This is a genomic window from Vibrio sp. 1CM23M (assembly GCF_023161755.1).
In the GTDB taxonomy this organism is placed as follows: domain Bacteria; phylum Pseudomonadota; class Gammaproteobacteria; order Enterobacterales; family Vibrionaceae; genus Vibrio; species Vibrio coralliirubri.
This window is the reverse complement of sequence record NZ_JALNTR010000001.1, coordinates 1020927-1044047: the sequence shown is the minus strand read 5'-3', so window position 1 is coordinate 1044047 and position 23121 is coordinate 1020927. Positions and strand designations below refer to the sequence as shown.

Below are 23121 nucleotides of genomic sequence, written 5' to 3'. Positions count from 1 at the left end.
GGAAGCGCGCTATCCGCGCCTCCTCACTTACTCAAAGTAATAACAAATTAAAGATTACGCGTGCGACGCTTGATTAGACGCTCAGCCTCTTTAAGCGCTGTCTCGATGTCTTTACCTTCATCAAGTACTTCCATCAATGCGTTCTCTAAGATGATAGAACGTGCAACATGGTCGCCTTGTGCTGGAGATACTGGCTTGATGTTTTGCGCAACTTCAGCAAAAATAAGACGGGCTTTTTGTCCGCCTAGGAACTCCATCTCTTCTTGGAAAAGCTCATCGTCATACGTTGTTGTATTCGCTGGGAAAGCAGCAATCGTTTCGAAGTGCTTAAGCTGTACTTCACGGTCAGTCGTCATGTATTCAATAAGCGCCCAAGCTTCATCTGGGTTGTCTGATTGAGTTGGAATTGAAAGGAATGAACCACCCCAGCTGCCGTAGATACCATCAGGTAGGTTTTCTACTGCCCACTTACCTTTAGTTTCCGGTGCAATCCAGTTGTTTAGGTGACCAAGAAGCCAAGCGCCAGAAAGTTGAGTTGCAAATGTGCCGTTGCGAAAGCCTTCGTACCATTCGTTAGACCAAGCTAGGATACGGCCGTCTAAACCTTTGTCGCGAATCTCTTTTGCTACTTCAAAAGCGTGAACAAAACGCTCTGATGTCACAACAGGGTTGCCATCTTTATCGAAGTACAGACCTTCACCTTCAGGAACCGTCGTGAAGATAATTGCTTGTGCTACGTCGGCTGCTGAAGCAATAAGTTGTACGTTTTGCTCTTTCAGTTTTTCACCAGCAGCAATGTATGAATCCCAATCTTTGATTGCTTCTTCTACATCAATGCCCGCTTTTTCGAATACGTCGGTACGGTAGTACATAACACCTGGACCTAGGTCGACAGGAATGCCGTACATATCGCCATCAGCGCCTTTGCCTTGTGCCCATGCGTAAGGTGCGAATCGTTCTTCGTATTTATCTGCACCGTAGTTTTCAGACAGGTTAACTAGACCACCAGAGCCAACGAATGGACCAATTTTCTCAACGTCGACAACAATCACATCACCTGCACCAGAACCCGTTGCAAGGTTCGTTGTCAGTTTCGTGTGGTGGTCACCATGGTTGTTCATAAGGTAATCAACTTTGATACCCGTTTTCTTTTCGAAATCAGGCAGTAATACCTTCAGGCTGCTATCGAAATCAGGGAAACCGTCGAAACGAATTTCTTTGTCTGCTGCATTTGCAGCTGTTGTACCTAATCCTAAAGCAACCGCGCATGAAAGCGCTAAGGTCTTAAATTTCATGTTCTATCCTTAATATTTTTATAGGGTAACTAGTAAATCCGATACCGAGTTTCTAGTGACCAACGTCGGCAGCAATTTAAAGTTCACGTCATGTTTTATTTTCTTTAGCTTTTGCAGAGTGAGCTGTACTGCTTCAACGCTCATCTCTTCAATAGGGAAATTAATGGTGGTCAAACTAGGGGTCAGATAACGCGCGAAGATGGTGTTATCGAAGCCCACCAGTGATACATCTTTCGGAACTGACAGTCCCTCTTGATGCAGCACCTCAAAGGCGCCGAATGCCATGTGATCATTCGAAGCAAATACTGCTGTGAAATGACACTTACGATTCATCAGCTTTTTCATAGCGCTGATGCCCGTCTCTTCAGTAAAACCCGCTTCCGAGACTAAGGCTTCATCGTATGGCACACCCGCTTCTTCCAAGGCCTTTCGATACCCTTGCAAACGCCCCCTAGCGTCTGCTTTATCTAAAGGCCCGGTAATACACGCGATATCTGTATGTCCCTTTTGCAAAAGATATTGAGTAGCGAGTAGCCCCCCGACTTCGTTATCAATATCAATGCAACTCATCGCCATTTCTGGGATGAAGCGGTTAATCAAAACCACAGGGGTCCCCTGTTCTTCCAATTCAATTAAATAATCATCACTGAGCAGTTGAGTATGAAGAATCAAAGCATCAACACGACGCCCCAGCAGAAACTCCACAGACTCGCGCTGCCCTTGTTCGGTGTTCGAACCCGCTGTAACCACAGCGTGATAACCAAAGCGGCGTAGGTTTTCTTCTATGCAATGCAAGATGCCTGAATAGAAAGAACCGCCAAGTTCTGGAACAACAACGCCAACACTACCGGTACGACTTGACGCCAAAGCTTGAGCGATAGAGTTCGGGCGATAACCCAATTCTTTGATCGCTTTTTCAACCTTTAACTTCTTGTCATGACTCACTCTGCTAGTGCCATTAATAACCCTAGACACTGTCGCCTGAGACACACCTGCATGTTCTGATACGTGTTTAATTGTCGCCACTCGAACCTCGATACTTCATTAGCTTGTAACCGCTTACAAAACGATTATTAAGAAATTACGTTTTAGTTGAAGTGAGTGTCATCACACTAAAGTTGGAGGTAAAAAGGCCAGTTGTGGAAATCATGAAAGCGCTTACAGATTCGCTTCATGCTATGAAACTGTTTCATGAGATTATTGTTTATATTATCAAGATGACGTTCGATTACTTGCTCGTCAGATCAAACAAGTACGCCAAAATTCATTTTTTGAAAGCGTCATTTGATGATAAATCCGCAGCTGACGGCAATATACACGGGGAAAGTGACCTTGTTATTTCAATGGCCTTTCGAAATTGTATGAGAACATTTCCTCTCATGGGCACTCACATTAATGCTCCGTTGACCCGACACAAAAATGCCCAGCAAAAGCTGGGCATGGAAGAGGGTAGAGTCTCCTCTAAACCGTATTTTCTGATTGCTCGGCGAGCTTAAACTCTTGAGTTAGTGAGAATTGCTGCTGCGACATGGTTTCAAGCTGTTGACCATGAGAAAACAAAACCTGAGATCGTTGAGAGTTGTCCTCTGCCAAGGTGTGTATCTGACTGATGTTTTTTGTGACTTGAGAAGCAACCACTTGGTGTTCCGTGGTTGCAGTCGCGATTTGATGACTCCTTTGCTCAACCTCATTAAGCAGATCAGACACCGTTAAAATTGAATGATTCACTTCGCCCGTTTGCTCAACACATTGAACCATACCCACCACACATTGATTGATTTGTTCCACCGCCAATTTAGAACTGGTTTGCAGCTGTTCAATCTTATTGTGTATCTCTTGCGTTGAGGCATTGGTTTTGGCCGCTAACACGCGAACTTCATCAGCCACCACAGAGAAACCGCGCCCTTGTTCTCCCGCTCGAGCGGCTTCAATGGCGGCATTCAATGCCAACAAATTGGTTTGTTCGGAGATCCCAGATATCACATCCAAAATGGAGCCAATGCTGGCACTTTCGCTTTCGAGCTGGCCAATGGTCGCTGTTGATTCTGCCAACTTACGTTCTAAACTGCCCATCAACTCGACGCTTTTATCCATGGTCTTCTGGCCATCACTGGAACTGGATACAGCTTCGGTCACAAGCGTTAGCGTTTGATTCGCGGCTTGAGTTATTTCTGTCACCGAGCACTCGATCTGCTCCATAGCTGTTGCCACCATCACCGTTTGATTGGTTTGGTCTTGCATCGCCTCACTCAAAGAGCGGCTAGTGCTTTGGTTCTCTAAAGACGCCTCTTTTAAGCGTGTAGACGACTGACGCATGTTATCAATCATTTGAGTCAGGTGGCTGATCACTAAGTTGACCTTGTCGCTAACTGAACCGAACTCATTATTGGCTTGATATTGCACCATCGTGCTCAAGTCTTTATTGGCAACTTGGTCGAGTGCACTTTGCAGCAGCTTGCTTGGTTTACGGATCCCTTTGGCAATATTCAACCCAATCAACAGTGCAATAAGTACGGAAGAAAGTGCAATAACGCTCTGCATCACAAGGGCTTGCTGTGAAGAGTCCATCGACTCATGATACAAGCGCGTCGCAGTATCTTCAGCGTACGTAGACAGCTCATCAAAGTGACTTAGCTGAACATCAATCAACTGTTCAATTTCCTGCTTTTGGAGGGAGATAGACTCATCGAGTTTAACGGTTTCTTTATGGGTAGATACTGAACCATTGGCTGAAAACGCATGTGAAGCGAGTAGTGATAAAGACTGTTTACTGCGGCGCAGCAAAGATGAATCTAGGTTGTCTAAATCTGCTACCGCTTGTTCGAATCGCTCTTTGCGACTTTGCAGGCGGCGCTCAACACCGCGTACTTCCGATGACGTTTGCAGTGAAAACGCTTCGTTAGCTTCCGATGCGATCAAACTCAATTGCACCAACAGAGCTTCGACTGCCTTTTGTGTCTGCTCCGAATCTGCACTCGCGAGTTGATTCACCAAGGTATTGTTAAGCTGCCCCACTACAGATTGAAATTGCGCCTGCTCCATCGAACCGAGATCTTTGCTATCCAAATACTCAACGTAAAGCTCCAATACCCGCTCTATCTTATCGATCGTCGACACGCCAGTTTGAGTGATGTTGTTGAGCATGGCTTCCATTTGCGAACCAGCCTCACCCTTGCCTTCGAACCAGCTCAATTGCTGCTGATATTGCTTGATGTTGTTTAAGAAAGTTTGCTTCAGTGGCTCCAGTTCATCAACATAATTAGCGGACAAGTAGGGTGTGGTGCTGCGATTAATGTCCAAGAATCGAATCGTCAGCGTAGATGATTGAAGCATTAATGGGGTGGCTTGCTGGGTGATGTTTTCGATTCGAGTCGTTATGTCTTTATTGCTACTGATACTTAACCATGCAGAGCCCAGCATGATCACAATCAGTACAAAGAAACCTAAATATACTCGAGACACGATGGAAGAAAGTCTCATGGTGAATCCTTGATCTAGTGGCGAAAAAAAGGGCACAAAGAATGTGCCCAAGAATGGAGTTAATTGAAACGTGCCCTAATTAATCTGCCTTTAGGGCTAAAATGGACAGTCTTTACTACTTTCAAACACAGGCTCTTTGAAAATATGCCTAATTCAAAGAGCCGCTGTTGCTAGCTTATGATTACCACCAAGCTTCAAACATTGCGCCGAACGACAATGTATCAACGTTGGTTGTCTTCACTGTATTGCCTTTCGTTTCTACATCACCCACGGTTGTGTAGAAGCGAAGCATTGGACGACTCCAAGGTAAGCCACCTAGAGAAACGTTTTGAGACAGCGTTACTTTCCACGCGTTCTCTTCACCGTCATCATCGTAATCAACCATGCCATAGCCAGCTTCTAACCATGTAGAGTGAACATCATCCCATTGGTATTGAGGACGAACGATACCTGCGTATTCCGTGTTCTCGCGATCTAAGTCTGAGCCGGAGTTGTCTTTGTACGACACTAAGTAATCGATGATGAAGTTGTCTGATGCTGCGTAGCTACCTTCCACACTTGCGTACAAAGTTTGGTAGTCACCTTTTAGGTCGAATACTGATGAATCTGCACCGTCACCGTACTTAACAACTAACTTGTTAGACTCACCCAAGCCTAATGTTGCACCTACTAGGTATGCCGTTTCATCACTGACTTTTGGATCACCCGCTACGTCTGAGTCTGCTTCATCTGAAGCAAAACCATAGTTCGCATATAGGTCTAGTTGACCGATACCCGCGTTAATTGAGTGAAGTTTAGAAGTGATTGCGTATCGACCGTTGTCGTTAACGAGGCCGCCTTTCACTTGGCCCACAAAACCCATATCCAGCTTAGCGCCACCGAAATCTAGATTGTTAAAGCCTGCACCTTGACCATCATGTGTCATCCAGAAGTAATCGTTCAGACCTTGTTGTGGACGCTGATGGAAGTCGCGACCAGCCCACATGTAAAGCTCAGGTTGGCTTTCAAATACATTGGTTACACCAGCGTACATTTTTTTCATACTCAAGCCGCCGTCGTCAGCCCAAGCGTCTGCTTCCCAATGGTCAGCCATGAATACGACGTCCCAGATAGCGCCGTTGTCAGCTTGGAAAAGCTTAGCTAACTGAACCTCACCACCATTGGCTTCGTTACCCAAACGACCGACAGAACGACCTGTTGTACCGATGTCTACGTAACGCTCATCACCGCTCTTGTAGTGAGCGCCGTAACGAGCATAACCAGAGAAGACGATGCCTTCTGGCACCTTAGTTTCTGCAGTTAGGACAGCGGGCTGTTGATCGTTAACATAATCAATATCCACAACCTTAGATTCTAACTCTTGAATTCGTTTTTCTAATGCTTCTATATCAGTATCAGCAGCAAAAGAAGAGAATGAAGCAAGCGACGCCGCCACTGCGACTGTTATTGGCAAAAGCTTAAATTTTTGCATTGTAATTCCCTATTATTTTTTTGAGTTTTCATCGAACAGGGAAATATTAAGCAATGAAAGCGTTGAAAAGTTGGTCGCTGTTCACACTGATAAATCAGCTTAAATGTCATGAAACCTTTAGAAAATTCACGGAGAAAACTACTGCATTTAGATCAATAAGTTATGAACAAACATCCGTGAAATGTCAGCTTGAAATCGCTTTCATTTCATCAGTAATGGTGGCGGCTATCACGGAAAACAGTGTGTGAAAGTGAGGGGAATATGGTGCAGCTTTGATTGATTTTCATATATATGAAAAGCCTCAAAATCTAAGGCAGATTTTGAGGCTTTTTGGTCTGAGTAAAATACCCCGTTATCTAGAATCAAGCATTCGCTAAAGTGAATCTAGAGACTCAATCCCCATATTGAACAGAGTAAATGCGTAGATATCGGCGGTTAAATCGATCGCTTTGCTGAGCGGCATTCCGGCGCCATGGCCCGCATTAACATCAATACGAATCATCACGGGCGCGCCACCTTCATGCTTATCTTGCAGCTCTGCAATGAACTTATAAGAGTGAGCTGGCACCACGCGGTCATCGTGATCAGCCGTCGTAACAAGAGTCGCCGGATAATCAACGCCACGCACCACATTGTGAACGGGAGAATAGCCAAGTAAGTATTCAAACATCTCTTTGTTTTGTGCTGATGTGCCGTAGTCGTACGCCCAGCCTTCACCAGACGTGAATGTGTGGTAACGCAACATGTCCAACACACCAACCGCAGGCAGAGCCACTTGGAACAGCTCAGGCCTTTGTGTCATACAAGCGCCTACTAGCAAACCACCATTAGACCCACCGCGGATCGCTAACGTATCGCTGCTGGTGTAGTTTTCCTCAATTAAGAACTCGGCAGCAGCAATGAAGTCATCAAACACGTTCTGCTTTTTCTGCTGAGTTCCAGCTTTGTGCCATGCCTTACCGTATTCACCGCCGCCACGCAGGTTTGGCACCGCATATACGCCACCTAGTTCTAGCCAACTGCCCACCGTACCTGAGAAAGAAGGCGTCAGACTGACATTAAAGCCGCCATAGGCGTACAACATGGTTGGGTTACTACCGTCTAGTTTTAATCCCTTTTTGTAAGAGATAAACATCGGAATCTTGGTGCCATCTTTTGAGGTATAGAAGACCTGTTTAGACTCGAACTTGTCCGATTCAAACGGAGACTCAGAGCGCTGATAGATTTCTGAACTGCCCGTTTCGACATCGAATGAGAAAATCGTTGGCGGCGTGACATAGTTGGTAAAGGTGTAATAAAGCTGGGTTTGCTCTTTTTTACCACCTAAGCCACTGGCCGTTCCCACCCCTGGCATGTGAAGTTCTCGAACTAAGTTACCTTGGTAATCAAGCTGATCGATTTTAGACACCACATCCACCATGTAGTGCGCAAACAAGTAACCACCACCAGTGCTGATGTCCAATGGCTGTGGCTTCTCAGGGATGATATCAAGCCACTTTCCATCGCGAGTATCAAAGCTCACCACCTTGCCATTGGGTGCTTCTAAGTTGGTGTATAAGATGAAGACTTGGTCTTGGTTATCGATGAGGTAAGTGTCGCTTTCAACATGTTCAATCAGCGTGTTCAACGATTGCGCCTCTGAACCTAAATCGATATAGAACAGTCTGTTACCTGATGTCGACTCTTTCCCAAGAATAATTAAGTAACGATCGTCTTCCGTGGTGTAGCCCGACACATATCGGTGTTGTTCAGCGTTGCTCTCACCAAAGATTACCTTGTCGCTAGCTTGCTCTGTACCCAACTCATGGAAGTACAGCTTGTGTTGCTCAGTACGAGCAGAGAGCTGGCTGCCGTCTGGCTTGTCGTAGCTAGAGTAATAAAAGCCGCGATTACCCAACCAAGAAATACCGGTAAATTTGGCGTCAGTGATTTCTGTTTCAAGCGGCTGTTTAGTCTCGGTATCAATAACAAAAATCTTACGCCAGTCACTGCCACCCTCAGAGATGCTGTACGCCACTAAGCTGTAGTCTTTAGAAAACGACACCGAGCCTAGAGATGTGGTGCCGTCTTCCGAGAAGGTATTCGGATCTAGGAAGACTTCAACCTCCTGCCCCTCTTTCTGACGATAGAGAATGCTGTGGTTCTGCAGACCATCGTTCTTATAGAAGTAAGTGTACTCACCTCGAACAAACGGCTGCGAGCTCTTTTTGTAGTCTTGCGCTTTCGCCAATAGCTCTCGCAGTTCTGCGCGATACGGGATTTGAGCAAGGTAATCGAACGTGACCTCATTTTGACTCGCTACCCACTGCGCGGTCTCGTCACTTCTATCATCTTCTAACCAACGATACGGGTCTTCGATTATCTGGCCAAAATAGTCATCGCTGACGATCTGTTTGTTGGTGACTGGATACTCTTTTAGATAGCTCATCGTGATCCTTATTAAAAATAATGTGAAATCGTCAGGTAACGGGTTCTGATGTGTTCAATCAATAACTTAATCTTGTTCGGTGGCTGGCGCGTAAAGGGGTACACCGCATAAATACCCAGCTTTTTACCGACTAAATCAGGGAAGATGTCCACCAGCTGGCCGTTGCGAATATCGTGATACACCAGACAACGTGGCACGTACGCCACACCATGGCCGCCCAACGCAGCTTTACGAAGTGCCGTGGCGTTATCGGTAGAAAATGAACCCGAGACACGCACTATGTATTTGTCGTTGTCAGTACATCCGTCTTTACTATGCAGGAACTGCCATTCACTGGCACCCGTTGTTTGATACGCGTATTGCAGACAGTTATGTTGCACTAAGTCTTTAGGTAGCATCGGCTTACCGTTCTTAGCGATATAAGACGGCGAAGCGCACACCACCCATTGTGAATCCAATATATGACGAGCAATGAGGCTTGAATCTTCCAAGTAGCCGGTTCGAATCACCAAGTCGAGACCATCCTCAACCAAGTCGACAAAGCGATTGTTCAGAGACATATCGACCGTTAAACCTGGGTGCATATTACAAAACTCAGCCACCGCGTCTGCGAGAATCAAATCTCCGGAGATAGTAGGCACTGACATTTTGATATGACCACTGACATTTTCACCAAAGCCTGAAACTGCGTCCATAGCCTCTTGAGCTGCCTGCTTCACATTTTTGGCCCCGTGTAACATTGCCTTACCCGCCTCAGTCAGGGTCAATTTACGCGTGGTTCGATATAATAATTGCACGCCGATCTCTTCCTCTAAACGCGCAATTCTTTTACTAACTACCGAATTTGTAAGGTTATTTTGCTCTGCCACTTTACTGAAACTGCCCAGTTCTACCACCTGTGAAAACAGGATCAAATCGTCTGCTCGCATCTGATTATGCCAATTTTGGAATTAATTATTTTCATTATTTCCCTATATCAATAAAAAATAAAGGGGTAAATTCACGCCAAATTAACAAAACAATTACAAAAACAGTCATTCCAATTACAAGAGTCGCCCAAAGAAGGTTCCCGTTTAGAGGCCAAAGCGATTCAAATAATGACAAACCATAACGTGATCTTTACTTCAAACATGAACGTTTGAAAACAGTACGAGGAAGTACCCATGAGTGAAACTCTACTAGCCCTATTGGCATTTTCACCAATAGTTGTTGCAGCGATTCTGCTGGTTGGTCTTAACTGGCCAGCAAAAAAAGCGATGCCTGTGGCATTTGCCTTAACCGTTGCTATCGCCCTACTTGCTTGGGACATGTCTGGCACTCGCGTGCTGGCTTCTGTATTCCAAGGCTTCGGCATTACCGTGTCGGTTCTCTGGATTGTGTTCGGCGCCATCTTCTTATTAAACACTTTGAAACACACCGGAGCCATCACCACTATCCGTAATGGATTCACTGATATATCCGCTGACCGTCGTGTTCAGGCAATCATCATTGCTTGGTGTTTCGGTTCATTCATTGAGGGCGCATCTGGCTTCGGCACACCTGCTGCCATCGCTGCACCACTGCTGGTTGCTATCGGCTTCCCAGCACTTGCTGCGGTACTGATGGGCATGATGATCCAATCTACGCCAGTATCATTCGGCGCGGTTGGTACACCTATCATCGTTGGTGTGAACAAAGGTTTGGACACGCACAACATCGGTGAAAGCCTGATTGCTCATGGCTCAACATGGGATGCTTACCTACAACAAATCACGTCAAGCGTTGCGCTGATTCATGCTTCTGTTGGTGTGATGATGCCTGTATTGATGGCGATGATGCTGACTCGCTTCTTCGGTAAGAACAAAAGCTGGACTGAAGGTCTTGATATCCTGCCGTTCGCACTGTTCGCAGGTGCTGCTTTCACTATTCCTTATGCGCTTACAGGTGTCTTCTTAGGCGCTGAATTCCCATCGTTGATTGGTGGTTTGGTTGGCCTAGCGATTGTGGTTACTGCAGCAAAACGTGGCTTCCTCGTACCAAAATCAAAATGGGATTTCGAAAGTGAAGACAAGTGGCCAGCAGAATGGCTAGGTTCTTTGAAGATCGATTTAGACGACAACAAAGATCATAAAAAGATGAATATGGCGATGGCATGGGCACCTTACGTGCTGCTCGCTGTCACTCTAGTTGCTAGCCGTGTAAGCCCTGAGTTCAAAGGCCTACTTAAGAGCGTGAGCTTATCGTTCAGCAACATCCTAGGCGAGACTGGCGTAAGCACTGCGATTCAACCTCTGTATCTACCGGGCGGTATCTTGGTCTTCGTCGCGCTGGTTGCGGTTCTCATGCAATCTCGTAGTGCAACGCCACTAACTAAAGCGTTTGGTGAATCAAGTAAAACACTGATTGGCGCAGGCTTTGTGTTGGTGTTCACCATCCCGATGGTACGTATCTTCATTAACTCTGGCGTGAACGGCGCTGATTTGGCCAGTATGCCGGTAACGACTGCGAACTTTGCAGCTGACCTAGTTGGCGGCGCATTCCCAGCACTAAGTGCAACGGTTGGCGCGTTAGGTGCCTTCATTGCAGGTTCGAACACAGTTTCAAACATGATGTTCAGCCAGTTCCAATTCGAAGTAGCACAAACTCTGACTATCTCTAGTGCGGTGGTTGTCGCTCTGCAAGCGGTTGGTGCAGCAGCAGGTAACATGATTGCGATTCACAACGTGGTAGCGGCATCGGCAACAGTAGGTTTACTAGGACGTGAAGGTGCAACGCTACGTAAAACAATCATCCCAACGTTCTACTACTTGGTGATGACAGGAATCATCGGCCTAGTGGTTATTTACGGTTTCAAAATGACAGACGCACTTATGTAAACCATAAGTCGTTACAAAAGCACTTGGCGTTAATACTCAATTCCCCGACTGCAACACCGTCTAATAAGACAGTTGATGAGTTTCGGAATGGATACTGAAACACATCAACACCCTCGGGTATTAACGCCATTTTCCCGTTTTATCGTTTTATCGTTTTATCGTTTACAGCTTCAAAGATTAAGCAAGATCGAACACTTACTTTCAAGAATTAAAGCAGCCCAAACCAAGCTCTCATAGAAGGGCAACATCCCAAGAATTTAGGACTGAAATTATGATCATATCCGCATCGACTGATTACCGCGCCGCAGCAAAATCGAAATTGCCACCGTTTCTTTTCCACTACATTGACGGCGGTTCTTACGGAGAACATACCCTACGCCGCAACACGGCCGATCTGGCAGAGATCGCGCTCAAGCAGCGTGTCCTCAATGATATGTCGGACCTAAATTTGGAAACCGAGTTGTTTGGCGAAAAGCTCGCAATGCCAATCGCACTGGCTCCTGTTGGCCTAACAGGCATGTACGCACGACGTGGTGAAGTACAAGCAGCAAAGGCCGCCGACAACAAAGGCATCCCTTTTACCATGTCGACTGTATCGGTATGCCCGATTGAAGAAGTCGCACCTAAGATTGAACGCCCAATGTGGTTTCAACTTTACGTATTAAAAGATCGCGGCTTCATGAAGAACGTTCTTGAGCGCGCCAAAGCAGCTGGCGTCACAACGCTGGTCTTCACCGTGGATATGCCAGTACCCGGCGCTCGCTACCGTGACATGCACTCAGGAATGAGTGGCCCGAATGCATCAATGCGTCGTGTATTCCAATCGATGCGTCATCCTAGCTGGGCCGTTGATGTTGGTTTACTCGGCAAGCCTCACGATCTTGGCAACATCTCTACTTACCGCGGTTCTCCAACCAAACTGGAAGACTACATCGGTTGGTTGGGTGATAACTTCGACCCATCAATTTCATGGAAAGACCTAGAGTGGATCCGTGACTTCTGGAATGGCCCAATGGTCATCAAAGGCATTCTTGATGAAGAAGATGCAAAAGACGCCGTGAGATTTGGTGCAGACGGTATCGTAGTTTCAAACCACGGCGGTCGTCAGCTTGATGGCGTTCTATCAAGTGCTAAAGCACTGCCTGCAATTGCAGACGCAGTAAAAGGCGACACTAAGATTCTGGTCGACTCTGGCATTCGTACTGGCTTAGATGTGGTTCGTATGATGGCGATGGGCGCAGACTGCACCTTGCTTGGTCGCTCTTTCGTCTACGCGTTAGCAGCGCAAGGACAAGCAGGCGTTGAGAACCTACTCGACCTGTATGACAAAGAGATGCGCGTTGCGATGACTCTAACTGGCGCTAAGACAATCAAAGACTTAACTCGTGAATCTCTGGTAGGGCTAGATTAATCGGCCACGACTCAGGCTCAGATTCGGACTAATGCTTTGGTCTACTTAGACTGAAGTTCAATCGGTGTCACAGCAATTCCACTGCCGTTGTGACACCGTTTAAGCACTGGAAAATAAAATAAAAACAAATCAGTGCCAAATAAGAAGCACAAGGAAGCAAAGATGGAGACAACCACATCCCATGAGCGAGTAATAGACGCACAAGCCTATCAGCAGCTTGAAGCGATACTGGCTCAAAGAATAGAAACAGAACGAATTGTCACGCAAGAGGCAAAGCGCTTGGCTTACGGCACCGATGCGAGTTTCTATCGCTTGGTGCCGAAAATGGTTCTAAGGCTGAAAAACTTAGACGAAGTGATATTCACCATTCAAAGCTGTCGCGAACTGGGTATTCATTTTACGTTTCGTGCCGCGGGTACCAGCCTATCAGGACAAGCGGTTTCAGACTCGGTACTCATCACACTGACCGACGACTGGCGTGGCCATGAAATTGTCGATAACGGCAACCAAATCATTCTTCAACCAGGTGTGATTGGCGCCGATGCTAATAAATATCTTGCCCCTTTCCAACGTAAAATCGGCCCAGACCCAGCCTCTATCAACACCTGTAAAATTGGCGGTATTGCCGCGAACAACGCCAGCGGTATGTGTTGTGGTACTGCGCAAAACTCCTATCGCACCGTCGAGAGCATGAAAATCGTATTGAGTGATGGCTCCCTGCTTGATACTGCAGATAGCGCTAGTGTTGAGGCATTCAAGCAATCACACAAAACGCTATTTGATGGCATTGTTGAATTACACCGCCAAACCAGTTCGAATCAAGAACTGGCAGACAGAATCCGCCACAAGTATCGTCTTAAAAACACTACTGGATACGCGCTCAATGCTCTAGTTGATTACCACGACCCAATTGAGATCATCAAACACCTGATGATTGGCTCAGAAGGCACGCTAGGCTTCATCGCAGAGATTACCTACAACACGGTTATCGAACACCCGAACAAGGCTTCGGCGCTGTTGGTGTTTGCTGACATAGAACAAGCAAGTAAAGCCGTGACTACGCTATCTAAAACTCCAGTTGCTGCTGTTGAGTTAATGGATGGCAGGGCGCTACGTTCTGTCGCGGATAAACCGGGTATGCCTGCGTTTATGCGAAACCTAGATTTAGAAGCGGCGGCTATTTTGGTTGAATCACACGCCAGCTCCCAGCAGGACTTAGATTTACAATGTAAATCAATTTTGGATGCATTAGCTGATTACACGATTGTTGAATCAGTCCCTTTCACGTCCGATCCCAAGACTGTCGCAACCCTATGGGGCATTCGAAAAGGCATGTTCCCTGCGGTTGGGGCCGTTCGTGAAGTTGGCACAACCGTTATCATCGAAGATGTTGCTTTCCCAGTAGAGAACCTTGCGAACGGCATTCGAGAGCTGCAAGAGCTGTTCGATAAATACGACTACAGCGAGGCGATCATTTTCGGCCATGCACTCGAAGGCAACCTGCACTTTGTGTTTACCCAAGGCTTCGATAGCCAAGAAGAGATCGACCGTTACGGCGGTTTCATGGATGACGTTGCCGAGCTCGTCGCAGTGAAATATCAAGGTTCACTGAAAGCGGAACACGGCACGGGTCGAAACATGGCGCCTTATGTGGAATTGGAATGGGGCAAAGATGGCTACGCCTTGATGCAACAGATCAAAGCACTGTTCGACCCAGAAAGGCTGCTTAACCCCGGCGTTATCATCAACGACAATCCAAACTCCCACATCACAGACTTAAAGCCGATGCCTGCTGCCGATGATCTAGTCGACCGCTGTATCGAATGTGGATTCTGTGAGCCTGTTTGTCCTTCTCGCACACTGACTCTATCACCTCGCCAACGTATTGTTTTATATCGTGAGCTACAACGCCGCCGAGCAGCAGGTGAAGAGATAGAAGCAAGCGAGCTAGAGAAGACATTTGAATACCAAGGCATTGATACCTGCGCTGCAACAGGCCTGTGTGCCGAGCGTTGCCCAGTGGGCATCAACACTGGCGATTTAGTGAAAAAGCTTCGTATCGCCAAATATGAGAAGTTCACTCCAATTGCTAAGTGGACAGCGGATCACTTCTCAACCACCACCAAACTGACCAAAGCTGGGCTAAAAACCAATCAAGTGGCTAATAAGGTTCTAGGCGCAAATACAGTTGGTAAGCTCACCAATGGCTTGCGCTCAATAACCAAAGGCACGACACCAGTTTGGATGCCAGAGATGCCGCAATCCAATAGTCACTCGCTTGCCTCATCACCCGTGACGGCAGAATCTTCAAGCAATCATAAGAAGGTGGTTTACCTGCCTTCGTGTGCAAGTCGAATCATGGGGCAACAAAGCGATGCGGGCGACCAACGCCCTCTTACTGAAGTGACCATGTCTTTGCTCCACAAAGCGGGATTCGAGGTAATTCTGCCGAAGAAGCTAGACGACCAATGTTGCGGTATGCCTTACGACAGCAAAGGTATGACCGACTTAGCCCAATCGAAAGCGCAACAACTCGAAGAAGTGTTGTGGCAAGCCAGTCGTCAGGGTGAATACCCAGTCTTGATGGATACCAGCCCTTGTGCCAAACGCAGTATTGAGCAATTCACTAAACCATTAGAAGTGCTAGAACCAACAGGGTTTGTGAACCAATACCTGCTAGAGCACCTGACACTTAAGCCGCTGCAAGAAACCGTAATGCTGCATGTGACCTGTAGCTCTCGTCGAATGGGTTTAGAAGGTGCGATGTTAAACCTTGCTAAAGCGTGTACCGAAGAGGTGATTGTTCCAGAGCATATTCAATGTTGTGGTTGGGCAGGTGACAAAGGCTTCACTACACCAGAGCTGAATGAGGCGGCGGTACACCCACTCAAGGAACAAGTGCCGAACAACTGCAGTCGTGGCTTTAGTAACAGCCGAACCTGTGAGATCGGTTTATCGCACCACAGTGGCATTCCGTATCAATCAATCTTGTATTTGGTGGACGAAGTCGCGCAATAGATCCACTCATACTGCGAGCAACGTGCTCTAGCTTAAAACGAAAAATGGCAGCCCAATCAGGCTGCCATTTGTTTATTCGATTTAAAACGTATTACCGAGCTAGATATTGCTGAGCTAGCGGCTACTGAGCTAGGCGCATCAACTCTTCTGGCGAGTAGTGTTCTGCTTCTGCGCCTTTGGCGATTAAGTCGATCACTTGGAACTCGATCATGTCACCAAACTCTTTGGTTAAGTAATCACGGAACGCTTTCTCGTTCGGCCATTTGCCTCGCACGATATAGCCATCTTCCTTATCGAAATCTTCCGTCTCAAAGAAAGAAAAATCGGTCATACCAATATTGTGACAATACAAAACGAGATACATGTTGAATCCTTTACACTTAACTAGGGCCTGTTTAACTTTCGAGCCGATCAAAAAGCGTCTCTAAAAAGCAGGGCTAAGGTTACAACATAAATGCTAAATCGAATACCCAATCGGATCGTCAATTTAGAAACCTCAGCGACCGGCTCTTTACGTTAGTCATCAAACATCATGTTAATGGCTGCACCCAACAAGATCAGCCCAACAATTGGCCCCATGACTGCTAATGGCGCGCGCTCAATGTATGGAAGGCTCTCTGCGATCATCAAGCCCCATTCAGGTGTTGGTGGCTTTGCCCCTAATCCGATGAAGCTCAGCGAGGTCAGACTTAGAGTGATAACCGGTAGCCTCAACATCGCGTGTCTTAACAACGGTGGCAACACATACGGAAGCAAGTAGAAACGGAAGATTCTAAGCTTACTGGTGCCCCATAGTGGCGCGAGGTGTGTATAAGGTTGAGCCTTGGCTTCTACGATCAAGCTTGAACAGTGCGCGGCTAACGGCGCCCACGACACCAATACAATCGCGATTAAGGCGCTGTTCGGATTCATCCCCGTTAAACCTGCAACAAGCAAGCCTGCAATGATGTATGGGATACCCTTAGTGATCTCGATAAGGCCTTGGCTAAAGCGGGTGTTGAAACCCATGATGATGCCCGTCACCAAGCTCAAGAACGTTGCCAATATGCCGGCTTGGAAGGTCGCAATCATACCAGAACCAATTCTCGCCAGTAGGTCTCGGCCAATGCCATCTGCGCCCAAAGGTGCTTGCCAACTCGGTGATGCCAAGCGTGCGAATTGGCTAGTGTATGGGTCTCGGAATGCAGCCCATACAACGATAGCAATTAGGAAAGAGAAGATCGCAAAAGCAGTGACACGCTTTGCGCGGTTCTGGGTAAAACGAAACGAAGAGTGGCTACTGATGAGCTTGCCGCTTTTCAGGCTGTGGCCAAGAATCAATTGCTGAACAAACAAGCTCATGCTGCTCACGGCAATTGAAAATAGCAGCAACACCAATAAGCCGCCTTGCAGCGTTGGTAAGTCTTGCGCCTTGGCTGCACCAAGAATCATGCGCCCGATACCAGGGATCGAGAAGATAAGCTCAACCGCGACTGCGCCACCAGTTAAGCCAATCACGATCATCGCGATTTGCGGGATCAGACTGCTCAGCGCTCTTTTCAGCGCAAAGCGAATAATTTGATTGGAATGAACGTTGGCACTGAGCCAAGTGATCACCCAAGGTTCATTGAGAACGCGTTGTAAACTGTCTCTGAGTAGGCGACTAAACAAGCCACTTGCAGGCAGTGCGAGCGCCAAACTCGGTAGCCATATGTCTTGCCAACCTTGCCAACCATACGGCGGCAGCCAACCTAACCAGATAGAGAACACCAGTATTAATACCGAGGCCACAACGTACTCTGGCAAGGATATTAATACGGTGCTTAAACTGCTGTAACTCTGCCCTAGTTTGCCCTTCTTCCAACTGCGTAAGGTAGCCAGTAAGCCTGCACCACACAGTACGAAAGTCATCACAAGTGCGCTAGACATCAAAAACAGAGACGTAGATGCTGTTTTTTGAATGCTTAATGCAACCGAGGAACCATCAATCCATGATTTACCTAGATCACCTGAAAAAGCACTTCCTACCCAGTCGATCAGGCGCTCAATGGCTGAACGATCCAGCTGAAGATCAGCACGTACCGCCGCTAAAGCTTCAGGCGTAAGCAGGTGTTGTTGCCCCGCCCTAGCCCGCAGAATAGATTGGCTTGGATCGATGCCTGCAATGTCAGGCATCAAACCAACAAGAATCACCACCACAATCAGTGAGGCGATTCTTGATAGCCAAGGCGTCAAGATAAATAGAGTTCGACGCAGAGTCTCAGCAGATAACATTTATTTAGTTAGCCTGTGTTGCCGGGTTAACTTGTGTCGTTTGATCAACCAAGCGACGTTCACTTGGGTCACGAACGACATTGCTTACACGCTCACTTTCACCTTGAATCACACGTTCGTGAAGCAGCGGGATAGCCGCGAAATCGTTAAGGATTTTTTGTTCAGCTTCGATGATCGCTTGGTGACGCAGCGCACCTAGCGGTTGTAGGTCAGCGTGATTCAGTGCTTTATCTACCTCTTGAGAACAGAACTGGCCAAGGTTGAATGAACCCTTACAACCAAAGTCACTCATCATGTATGCCACTGGGTCACCCGAATCTAGAACCGTTGCACGAGAAAGGATAAACGCGTCGAACTTACCAGATAGCGCATCGTTCTCGATCTGAGCGTATTCACGAATATCCAGCTCAACCTTGAAACCAGCCGCTTCAAGTTGTTGCTTCAGTAGCGCTGCCACTTCTGGAAGCTCTGCACGGTCGGTAAAGGTACCGATAACAATGCTTTCACCGTTTGCTTTTAGTGATTTATCGACTGCCTGACCTTCAGGTCGAATCGGCTCAGCCCAAGCAAGTGCAGGACCTAATAGGCCTTGCGCGATATCCGCGTGGTTTTCATAAACAGTATTCACGATCTGCTCACGGTCTACTGCAGCTGCCGCTACCTTACGCAGTTCAATATCGCTAAATACGCCTGACTTGTTGTTCAGGTAAAGCGTATTAGTACGAGGCATTGCCACTTCGTAAAGTAGGTTCGGATCAATAGTCGCGATTTGTGAAACGGGTACCGCTTCAACGACGTCAGCCGTGCCGGTTCTTAGAGCCGCAGCGCGAGCAAAACCATTAGGAACGTATTCTGCAATTACAGATTCTACTTGCGCTTTTTCGCCCCAGTAGCCGTCAAAACGTTTCAGTTTCGCGCTGGTTGTACCGTTAATTTCAGTCAATTCAAACGGACCAGTACCTGCACCAATTGGGCTAACACGACCATCTTCTTGATAAGCACTTGCTGCAAGAATCGCTAATTGAGGGCTTGATAAACGGCTTGGTAGAAGAGGGTCATCAAAGCTGGTTTTGATCTCTACGCGGTAGTTGTCCATCGCTTTCACTTCTAGCTCTACACCATCTAGGATGCGTGGCTTAGGTGCTGCTTCAAGCGCTTTTTGTAGAGAGTTCACTACAGAGTTTGCCGTTAATGTCGAACCATCATGGAATTTAACGCCTTGGCGAATCGTGAACTGCCAAGTCAGAGGATCAAGATGTTTCCAATCCGTTGCCAACATAGGTTGTGCTTCTGAGGTTGGGCTCAGGTTAACCAGAGTTTCTGCTGTGCTCCAACGAGATAACTTAAAAGCGTCATCAGAAAGTGGCGATAAACCCGTTCTTGGTGGTTGCATCATCGCAACTCGAATTTCAGATTTTACTGCGGCATCGCTAGACCCTGGTTGAGAGTCAAAACAGCCCGTCAAAGGCAGAGCCAACGCAAGCGCGCAAGCCAGTTTGATTGAATTAAAACGCATAATTATTTTTTCTCTGTAGCTGTATTTTTTTAATAAATAAGGTTGTGTTTAACAAGTAGATTTCGAAAGAGGCTGAGACTCGATCAGCATCTGAGTCGCAGGATGAGCAGGTTTACTCATCACTTGATCGGTCGGTCCGTGCTCGACCATTTCACCATGGTCGAGAACCAGTATTTCTTCACAAAGGGCTTTTGCCGCACCGAGATCATGCGTAACCAAAATAAGGCGCATATCACGCTTCTTTTTTAATGAATTAACCAAGTCCAACAACCTTTGGCGATTCACCGGGTCAAGGCTGGCAGTGGGTTCATCGGCCACCAGCACTGCGGGTCTAACGACAAGAGCCCGAGCAATAGCCACACGTTGAGCTTGACCTGTAGAAAGCTGATTAGGTTTCAGTAAGAGCAAACTGGCAGGCAATCCAACGTCTGAAAGCGCCTCTTCAATGATGGCTTCATGATTACCCGAAACATCTAAGTTGCTTAGCGGTTCGGCTAAGATCTGTCGAACGGTATAGTAAGGATTGAGGCTAGTGTGGGGCTCTTGAGGCACCAATTGAATCAAGCGACACACAGTTGCTTGCGCTTTGATATCGCGAATTGGGAGCGAATAACCGAACAAGTTTATTTGACCAACGGTTGGCGCTTTAAGGCCAAATAGCAGTTCAATCAACGTTGATTTACCGGCACCAGAACGCCCAACAATTGCTAGGCTTTTGTCTTCAACATTAAGGTCTATGTTCTGTAGCGCTTTGAACGCTTTACCACCCAACCAACTTGGTACGGAGTAGTAGTGAATACTCACATTGTCGAACTTAATCTCTATCGGTGTTTGTGTTTCTGAATCAGTCACTGGCATTAATGGCGAGGCTTCTGAGTTTAGTGGTAAGGTCGAGCTCATTCGATTAAGTCTCTCAATGAACAGCAGAAAGCGTGAGAGCTCGACTCAAGTGCGTGTTTTGGTGCGCCATAAGCCACCACTCCGCCATCATCGATCACCAATAACTTGTCACACGCGAGCGCGCTGTTCAGGTCATGGGTAATAAGCAAGCCTCCGATTTGTCGCTGCTTAACATTGTCGCGAATCAACTTGAGTATCTCTTGCTCTGTCACCGGATCTAACGCACTGGTTGGTTCATCGGCAATGATGATATCGGCGTTACTCAGCAAGCCAATCGCTATGCACACTCGTTGACGTTGCCCTCCAGAGATTTGACTCGGGTATAACGGCAAGATGGTTTCTGGATTAGGGAAACCGAGTTGTACTAGCAATTCGGTGAGCTTGGTTTTGTCTTGCGATTTAAGCTTAGTGCGAGTGCCTGTCAATGCCAAACTGAGTTGGCCTTCTATTGAAACCAGAGGGTTTAAAGCTTGAAGCGCATCTTGGAAGATAACTGCGGGGCGTTGTGCTGCAGTTCTTTGCAACATAGGTAAACCACACACCGCTTCACCAGATAGAGAGATATGACCTTCAGCCTTAACCGTCTCTGGCAGAAACCCGGCAATAGCGCGAGAAAGCATCGACTTACCAATGCCTGAAGGTCCCATGATCGCCAACAGCTCGCCTCGATAAACATCGAAGTGGATATCTTGGAAAAGGGTTCTCGAAGAGGTTTTGATCGTTAGGTGGTCAACAGACAAAAGTGGGGCGTTCACGCAGATACTCATAGATAGATGTTATAACATAACAACTCTATCATTTAGCCGACATGATGAAAAGAGAACATTGAACCGTATCGCATTTTATTTGCTATTTAATTGACCGATTATGATTAGTCACTGAATACAAAAAAGCGCTCTCTAAATTTATCGTGTAAAAATAGTAAAGCGCTTTCATAAAATATTAATAATGTATTAAAGATGGCGATTAGACAGCTTAGTTAATGGCACCCTACACTGCATCTTTGACTGGGTAACACTTCTGCTTAACTTGCGCGATGAAGGGATACAAAAACGCAATACGCCCAAGATAGAACAAGGTAAACGCCAACCACAGACCATGATTGCCCCAAATATCGATGGTGAACGCCTGTACCGCTAAGAATACCAACAAAGTCGCGATGCTAGAGTCTCGAACCGGACGTGTGGTTCCTGTTCCAGTAAAGATGCCGTAAACCGTTAAACCAAAGCCTGCCACCAGCGGGAATACAATCAGCCACGGAGCCATCTCTTGATACAAGGCAACCAGCGCTGGAATATCGGTAAACAAGAAAACAATCATGTTTTTAAATACCAAGGTCAGTAGCGTTAGCGCAGTAATAAAACCGGCCGTCCACTGGAAGTTGAGCCTTAACACACGATCAAGCATTGAAGGGTTTTTCTGGCCGACAGCTTTGCCAGCAAATACACTTGATGCGTTAGCAATGCCATCAAACATGTAACTGACAATAAAGGTCACTTGCATCAAGATTGCATTAGCAGCCAAAACATCGGTACCCAGCTTTGAGCCTGTACGCGCCATCATATTGAAGAACACTAAGATACAGATCGTGCGTAACAGTAGGTCAGTATTTGATGAGATGATTGTCGACAGGTCTTTCTTGGTCATCTTCGAGCCTTGCAGGAACTCAGAGATCGAGATGTTGCTGGTCTTCATCACCAGCGTCATACCAATCGCAAAGGTGGTGATTTGTGCAATCAAACTTGCGTATGCCACACCAGCGACACCCAAGTCGAAATAAAGCACGAACACCGCATCTAAAACAATGTTCAACACGTTACCAAACACTTGTGTGTAAAGGACTTCTTTGGCTTTCGCCTGCCCCATTAACCAACCAATAATGGTGTAGTTAAGCAACACGAAAGGCGCACCATAAATCAAAATACTGAAGTAGATATGCGCGTGCTCGGCCACATTGGCTTCAGGCTCTATTACCCACATTGCACCTTGCCAGATGAGTGGTTGTATCAAGATAAAGATCAAACCGACTAAACCAGACAGCACAAACGGACGCATCAAGCTACCCGCCAAATCAGAGCGGTTTCCCTTACCCAATGCCATCGCGCTTTGCCCCGTGGTACTGACACGGAAAAAACCAAACAACCAATACATGGTGTTCATAATAATGGTGCCGATCGCTACGCCACCAATCAGTTCAGCAATACCAAGTTGGCCGATAACAGCGGTATCCACCGCACCTAGTAGAGGCTGTGTCACCGTTGAAATGATGAAAGGGAAGGCAATTTTCAGATAATCTTTGTGGGTAATGGTCATGTTTACTAGCAGGTGATATTAAGAACTATTTGCAATAAGAGGGTGATGCTATCGTTTAATCCGTACGTTGTCATCTTTTAATGGGGTACATTATCAACAAAGTGTGTCTATCTTAGCCCACCTGCATAGAATCGTTGGTAGCTATTGTTCGTGCTAATTTGTCCCAACAAAAGAGCAAAGT

Annotated in this window: 15 protein-coding genes; 3 read left to right on the top strand and 12 right to left on the bottom strand. The window is 46.8% G+C overall.

Translation table 11 applies throughout. From position 1 onward, the window contains the following. Positions 1–47: 47 nt before the first annotated feature. From MSG35_RS04435 to MSG35_RS04410, 6 genes are all read right to left on the bottom strand, one after another. Positions 48–1295, bottom strand: coding sequence for an extracellular solute-binding protein (locus MSG35_RS04435; RefSeq protein WP_248383019.1), 1248 nt, complete (start codon positions 1293–1295; stop codon positions 48–50). A gap of 18 nt (positions 1296–1313) precedes the next feature. Next, positions 1314–2321: a LacI family DNA-binding transcriptional regulator gene (locus MSG35_RS04430; RefSeq protein ID WP_105058726.1), complete on the bottom strand. Its 1008-nt coding sequence runs from the start codon at positions 2319–2321 to the stop codon at positions 1314–1316. Positions 2322–2756: 435 nt separating this feature from the next. Next, complete coding sequence (locus MSG35_RS04425; RefSeq protein ID WP_248383017.1) at positions 2757–4775, bottom strand: methyl-accepting chemotaxis protein; 2019 nt, start codon at positions 4773–4775, stop codon at positions 2757–2759. 181 nt (positions 4776–4956) lie between these two features. Continuing rightward, complete coding sequence (locus MSG35_RS04420) at positions 4957–6246, bottom strand: carbohydrate porin (RefSeq protein WP_248383016.1); 1290 nt, start codon at positions 6244–6246, stop codon at positions 4957–4959. 373 nt (positions 6247–6619) lie between these two features. After that, a complete protein-coding gene (locus tag MSG35_RS04415; RefSeq protein WP_248383014.1) occupies positions 6620–8674 on the bottom strand; it encodes a prolyl oligopeptidase family serine peptidase in 2055 nt (684 codons plus the stop codon). Between the two features lie 11 nt (positions 8675–8685). Further along, positions 8686–9603 carry a LysR family transcriptional regulator gene (locus MSG35_RS04410; RefSeq protein WP_048611944.1) on the bottom strand — a complete coding sequence of 306 codons (918 nt, stop codon included), beginning with the start codon at positions 9601–9603 and terminating at the stop codon, positions 8686–8688. A 234-nt stretch (positions 9604–9837) separates the two neighbouring features. Here MSG35_RS04410 and MSG35_RS04405 point away from each other — a divergent pair, with 234 nt between their 5' ends. The 3 genes from MSG35_RS04405 to MSG35_RS04395 all read left to right on the top strand — a co-directional run bounded on the left by MSG35_RS04405 (position 9838) and on the right by MSG35_RS04395 (position 15958). Next, on the top strand, positions 9838–11529 hold the full coding sequence (locus MSG35_RS04405) for an L-lactate permease (protein WP_248383013.1): 1692 nt from the start codon (positions 9838–9840) through the stop codon (positions 11527–11529). A 271-nt stretch (positions 11530–11800) separates the two neighbouring features. After that, a complete protein-coding gene (gene lldD / locus MSG35_RS04400) occupies positions 11801–12940 on the top strand; it encodes an FMN-dependent L-lactate dehydrogenase LldD (RefSeq protein WP_248383011.1) in 1140 nt (379 codons plus the stop codon). A 162-nt stretch (positions 12941–13102) separates the two neighbouring features. Beyond that, entirely contained in the window at positions 13103–15958 is a 2856-nt protein-coding gene (locus MSG35_RS04395) for an FAD-binding and (Fe-S)-binding domain-containing protein (RefSeq protein ID WP_248383009.1), read from the top strand. Positions 15959–16079: 121 nt separating this feature from the next. Here the strand turns inward: MSG35_RS04395 and MSG35_RS04390 are convergent, their stop codons facing one another. The 6 genes from MSG35_RS04390 to MSG35_RS04365 all read right to left on the bottom strand — a co-directional run bounded on the left by MSG35_RS04390 (position 16080) and on the right by MSG35_RS04365 (position 22940). Further along, positions 16080–16322, bottom strand: coding sequence for a hypothetical protein (locus MSG35_RS04390; RefSeq protein WP_248383007.1), 243 nt, complete (start codon positions 16320–16322; stop codon positions 16080–16082). Positions 16323–16474: 152 nt separating this feature from the next. Beyond that, entirely contained in the window at positions 16475–18211 is a 1737-nt protein-coding gene (locus MSG35_RS04385; RefSeq protein WP_248383006.1) for an ABC transporter permease subunit, read from the bottom strand. A gap of 4 nt (positions 18212–18215) precedes the next feature. Next, positions 18216–19727, bottom strand: coding sequence for an ABC transporter substrate-binding protein (locus MSG35_RS04380; protein WP_248383004.1), 1512 nt, complete (start codon positions 19725–19727; stop codon positions 18216–18218). Between the two features lie 48 nt (positions 19728–19775). Further along, the gene (locus tag MSG35_RS04375; RefSeq protein WP_248383003.1) at positions 19776–20627 is read right to left on the bottom strand and encodes an ATP-binding cassette domain-containing protein; all 852 of its coding nucleotides are present in this window, start codon (positions 20625–20627) and stop codon (positions 19776–19778) included. Then, positions 20624–21382: an ATP-binding cassette domain-containing protein gene (locus MSG35_RS04370; RefSeq protein WP_052879424.1), complete on the bottom strand. Its 759-nt coding sequence runs from the start codon at positions 21380–21382 to the stop codon at positions 20624–20626. Before MSG35_RS04370 ends, MSG35_RS04375 begins: the two co-directional genes overlap by 4 nt. Positions 21383–21617: 235 nt before the next feature. Next, a complete protein-coding gene (locus MSG35_RS04365) occupies positions 21618–22940 on the bottom strand; it encodes an MATE family efflux transporter (protein WP_248383001.1) in 1323 nt (440 codons plus the stop codon). Between the last annotated feature and the right edge of the window lie 181 nt (positions 22941–23121).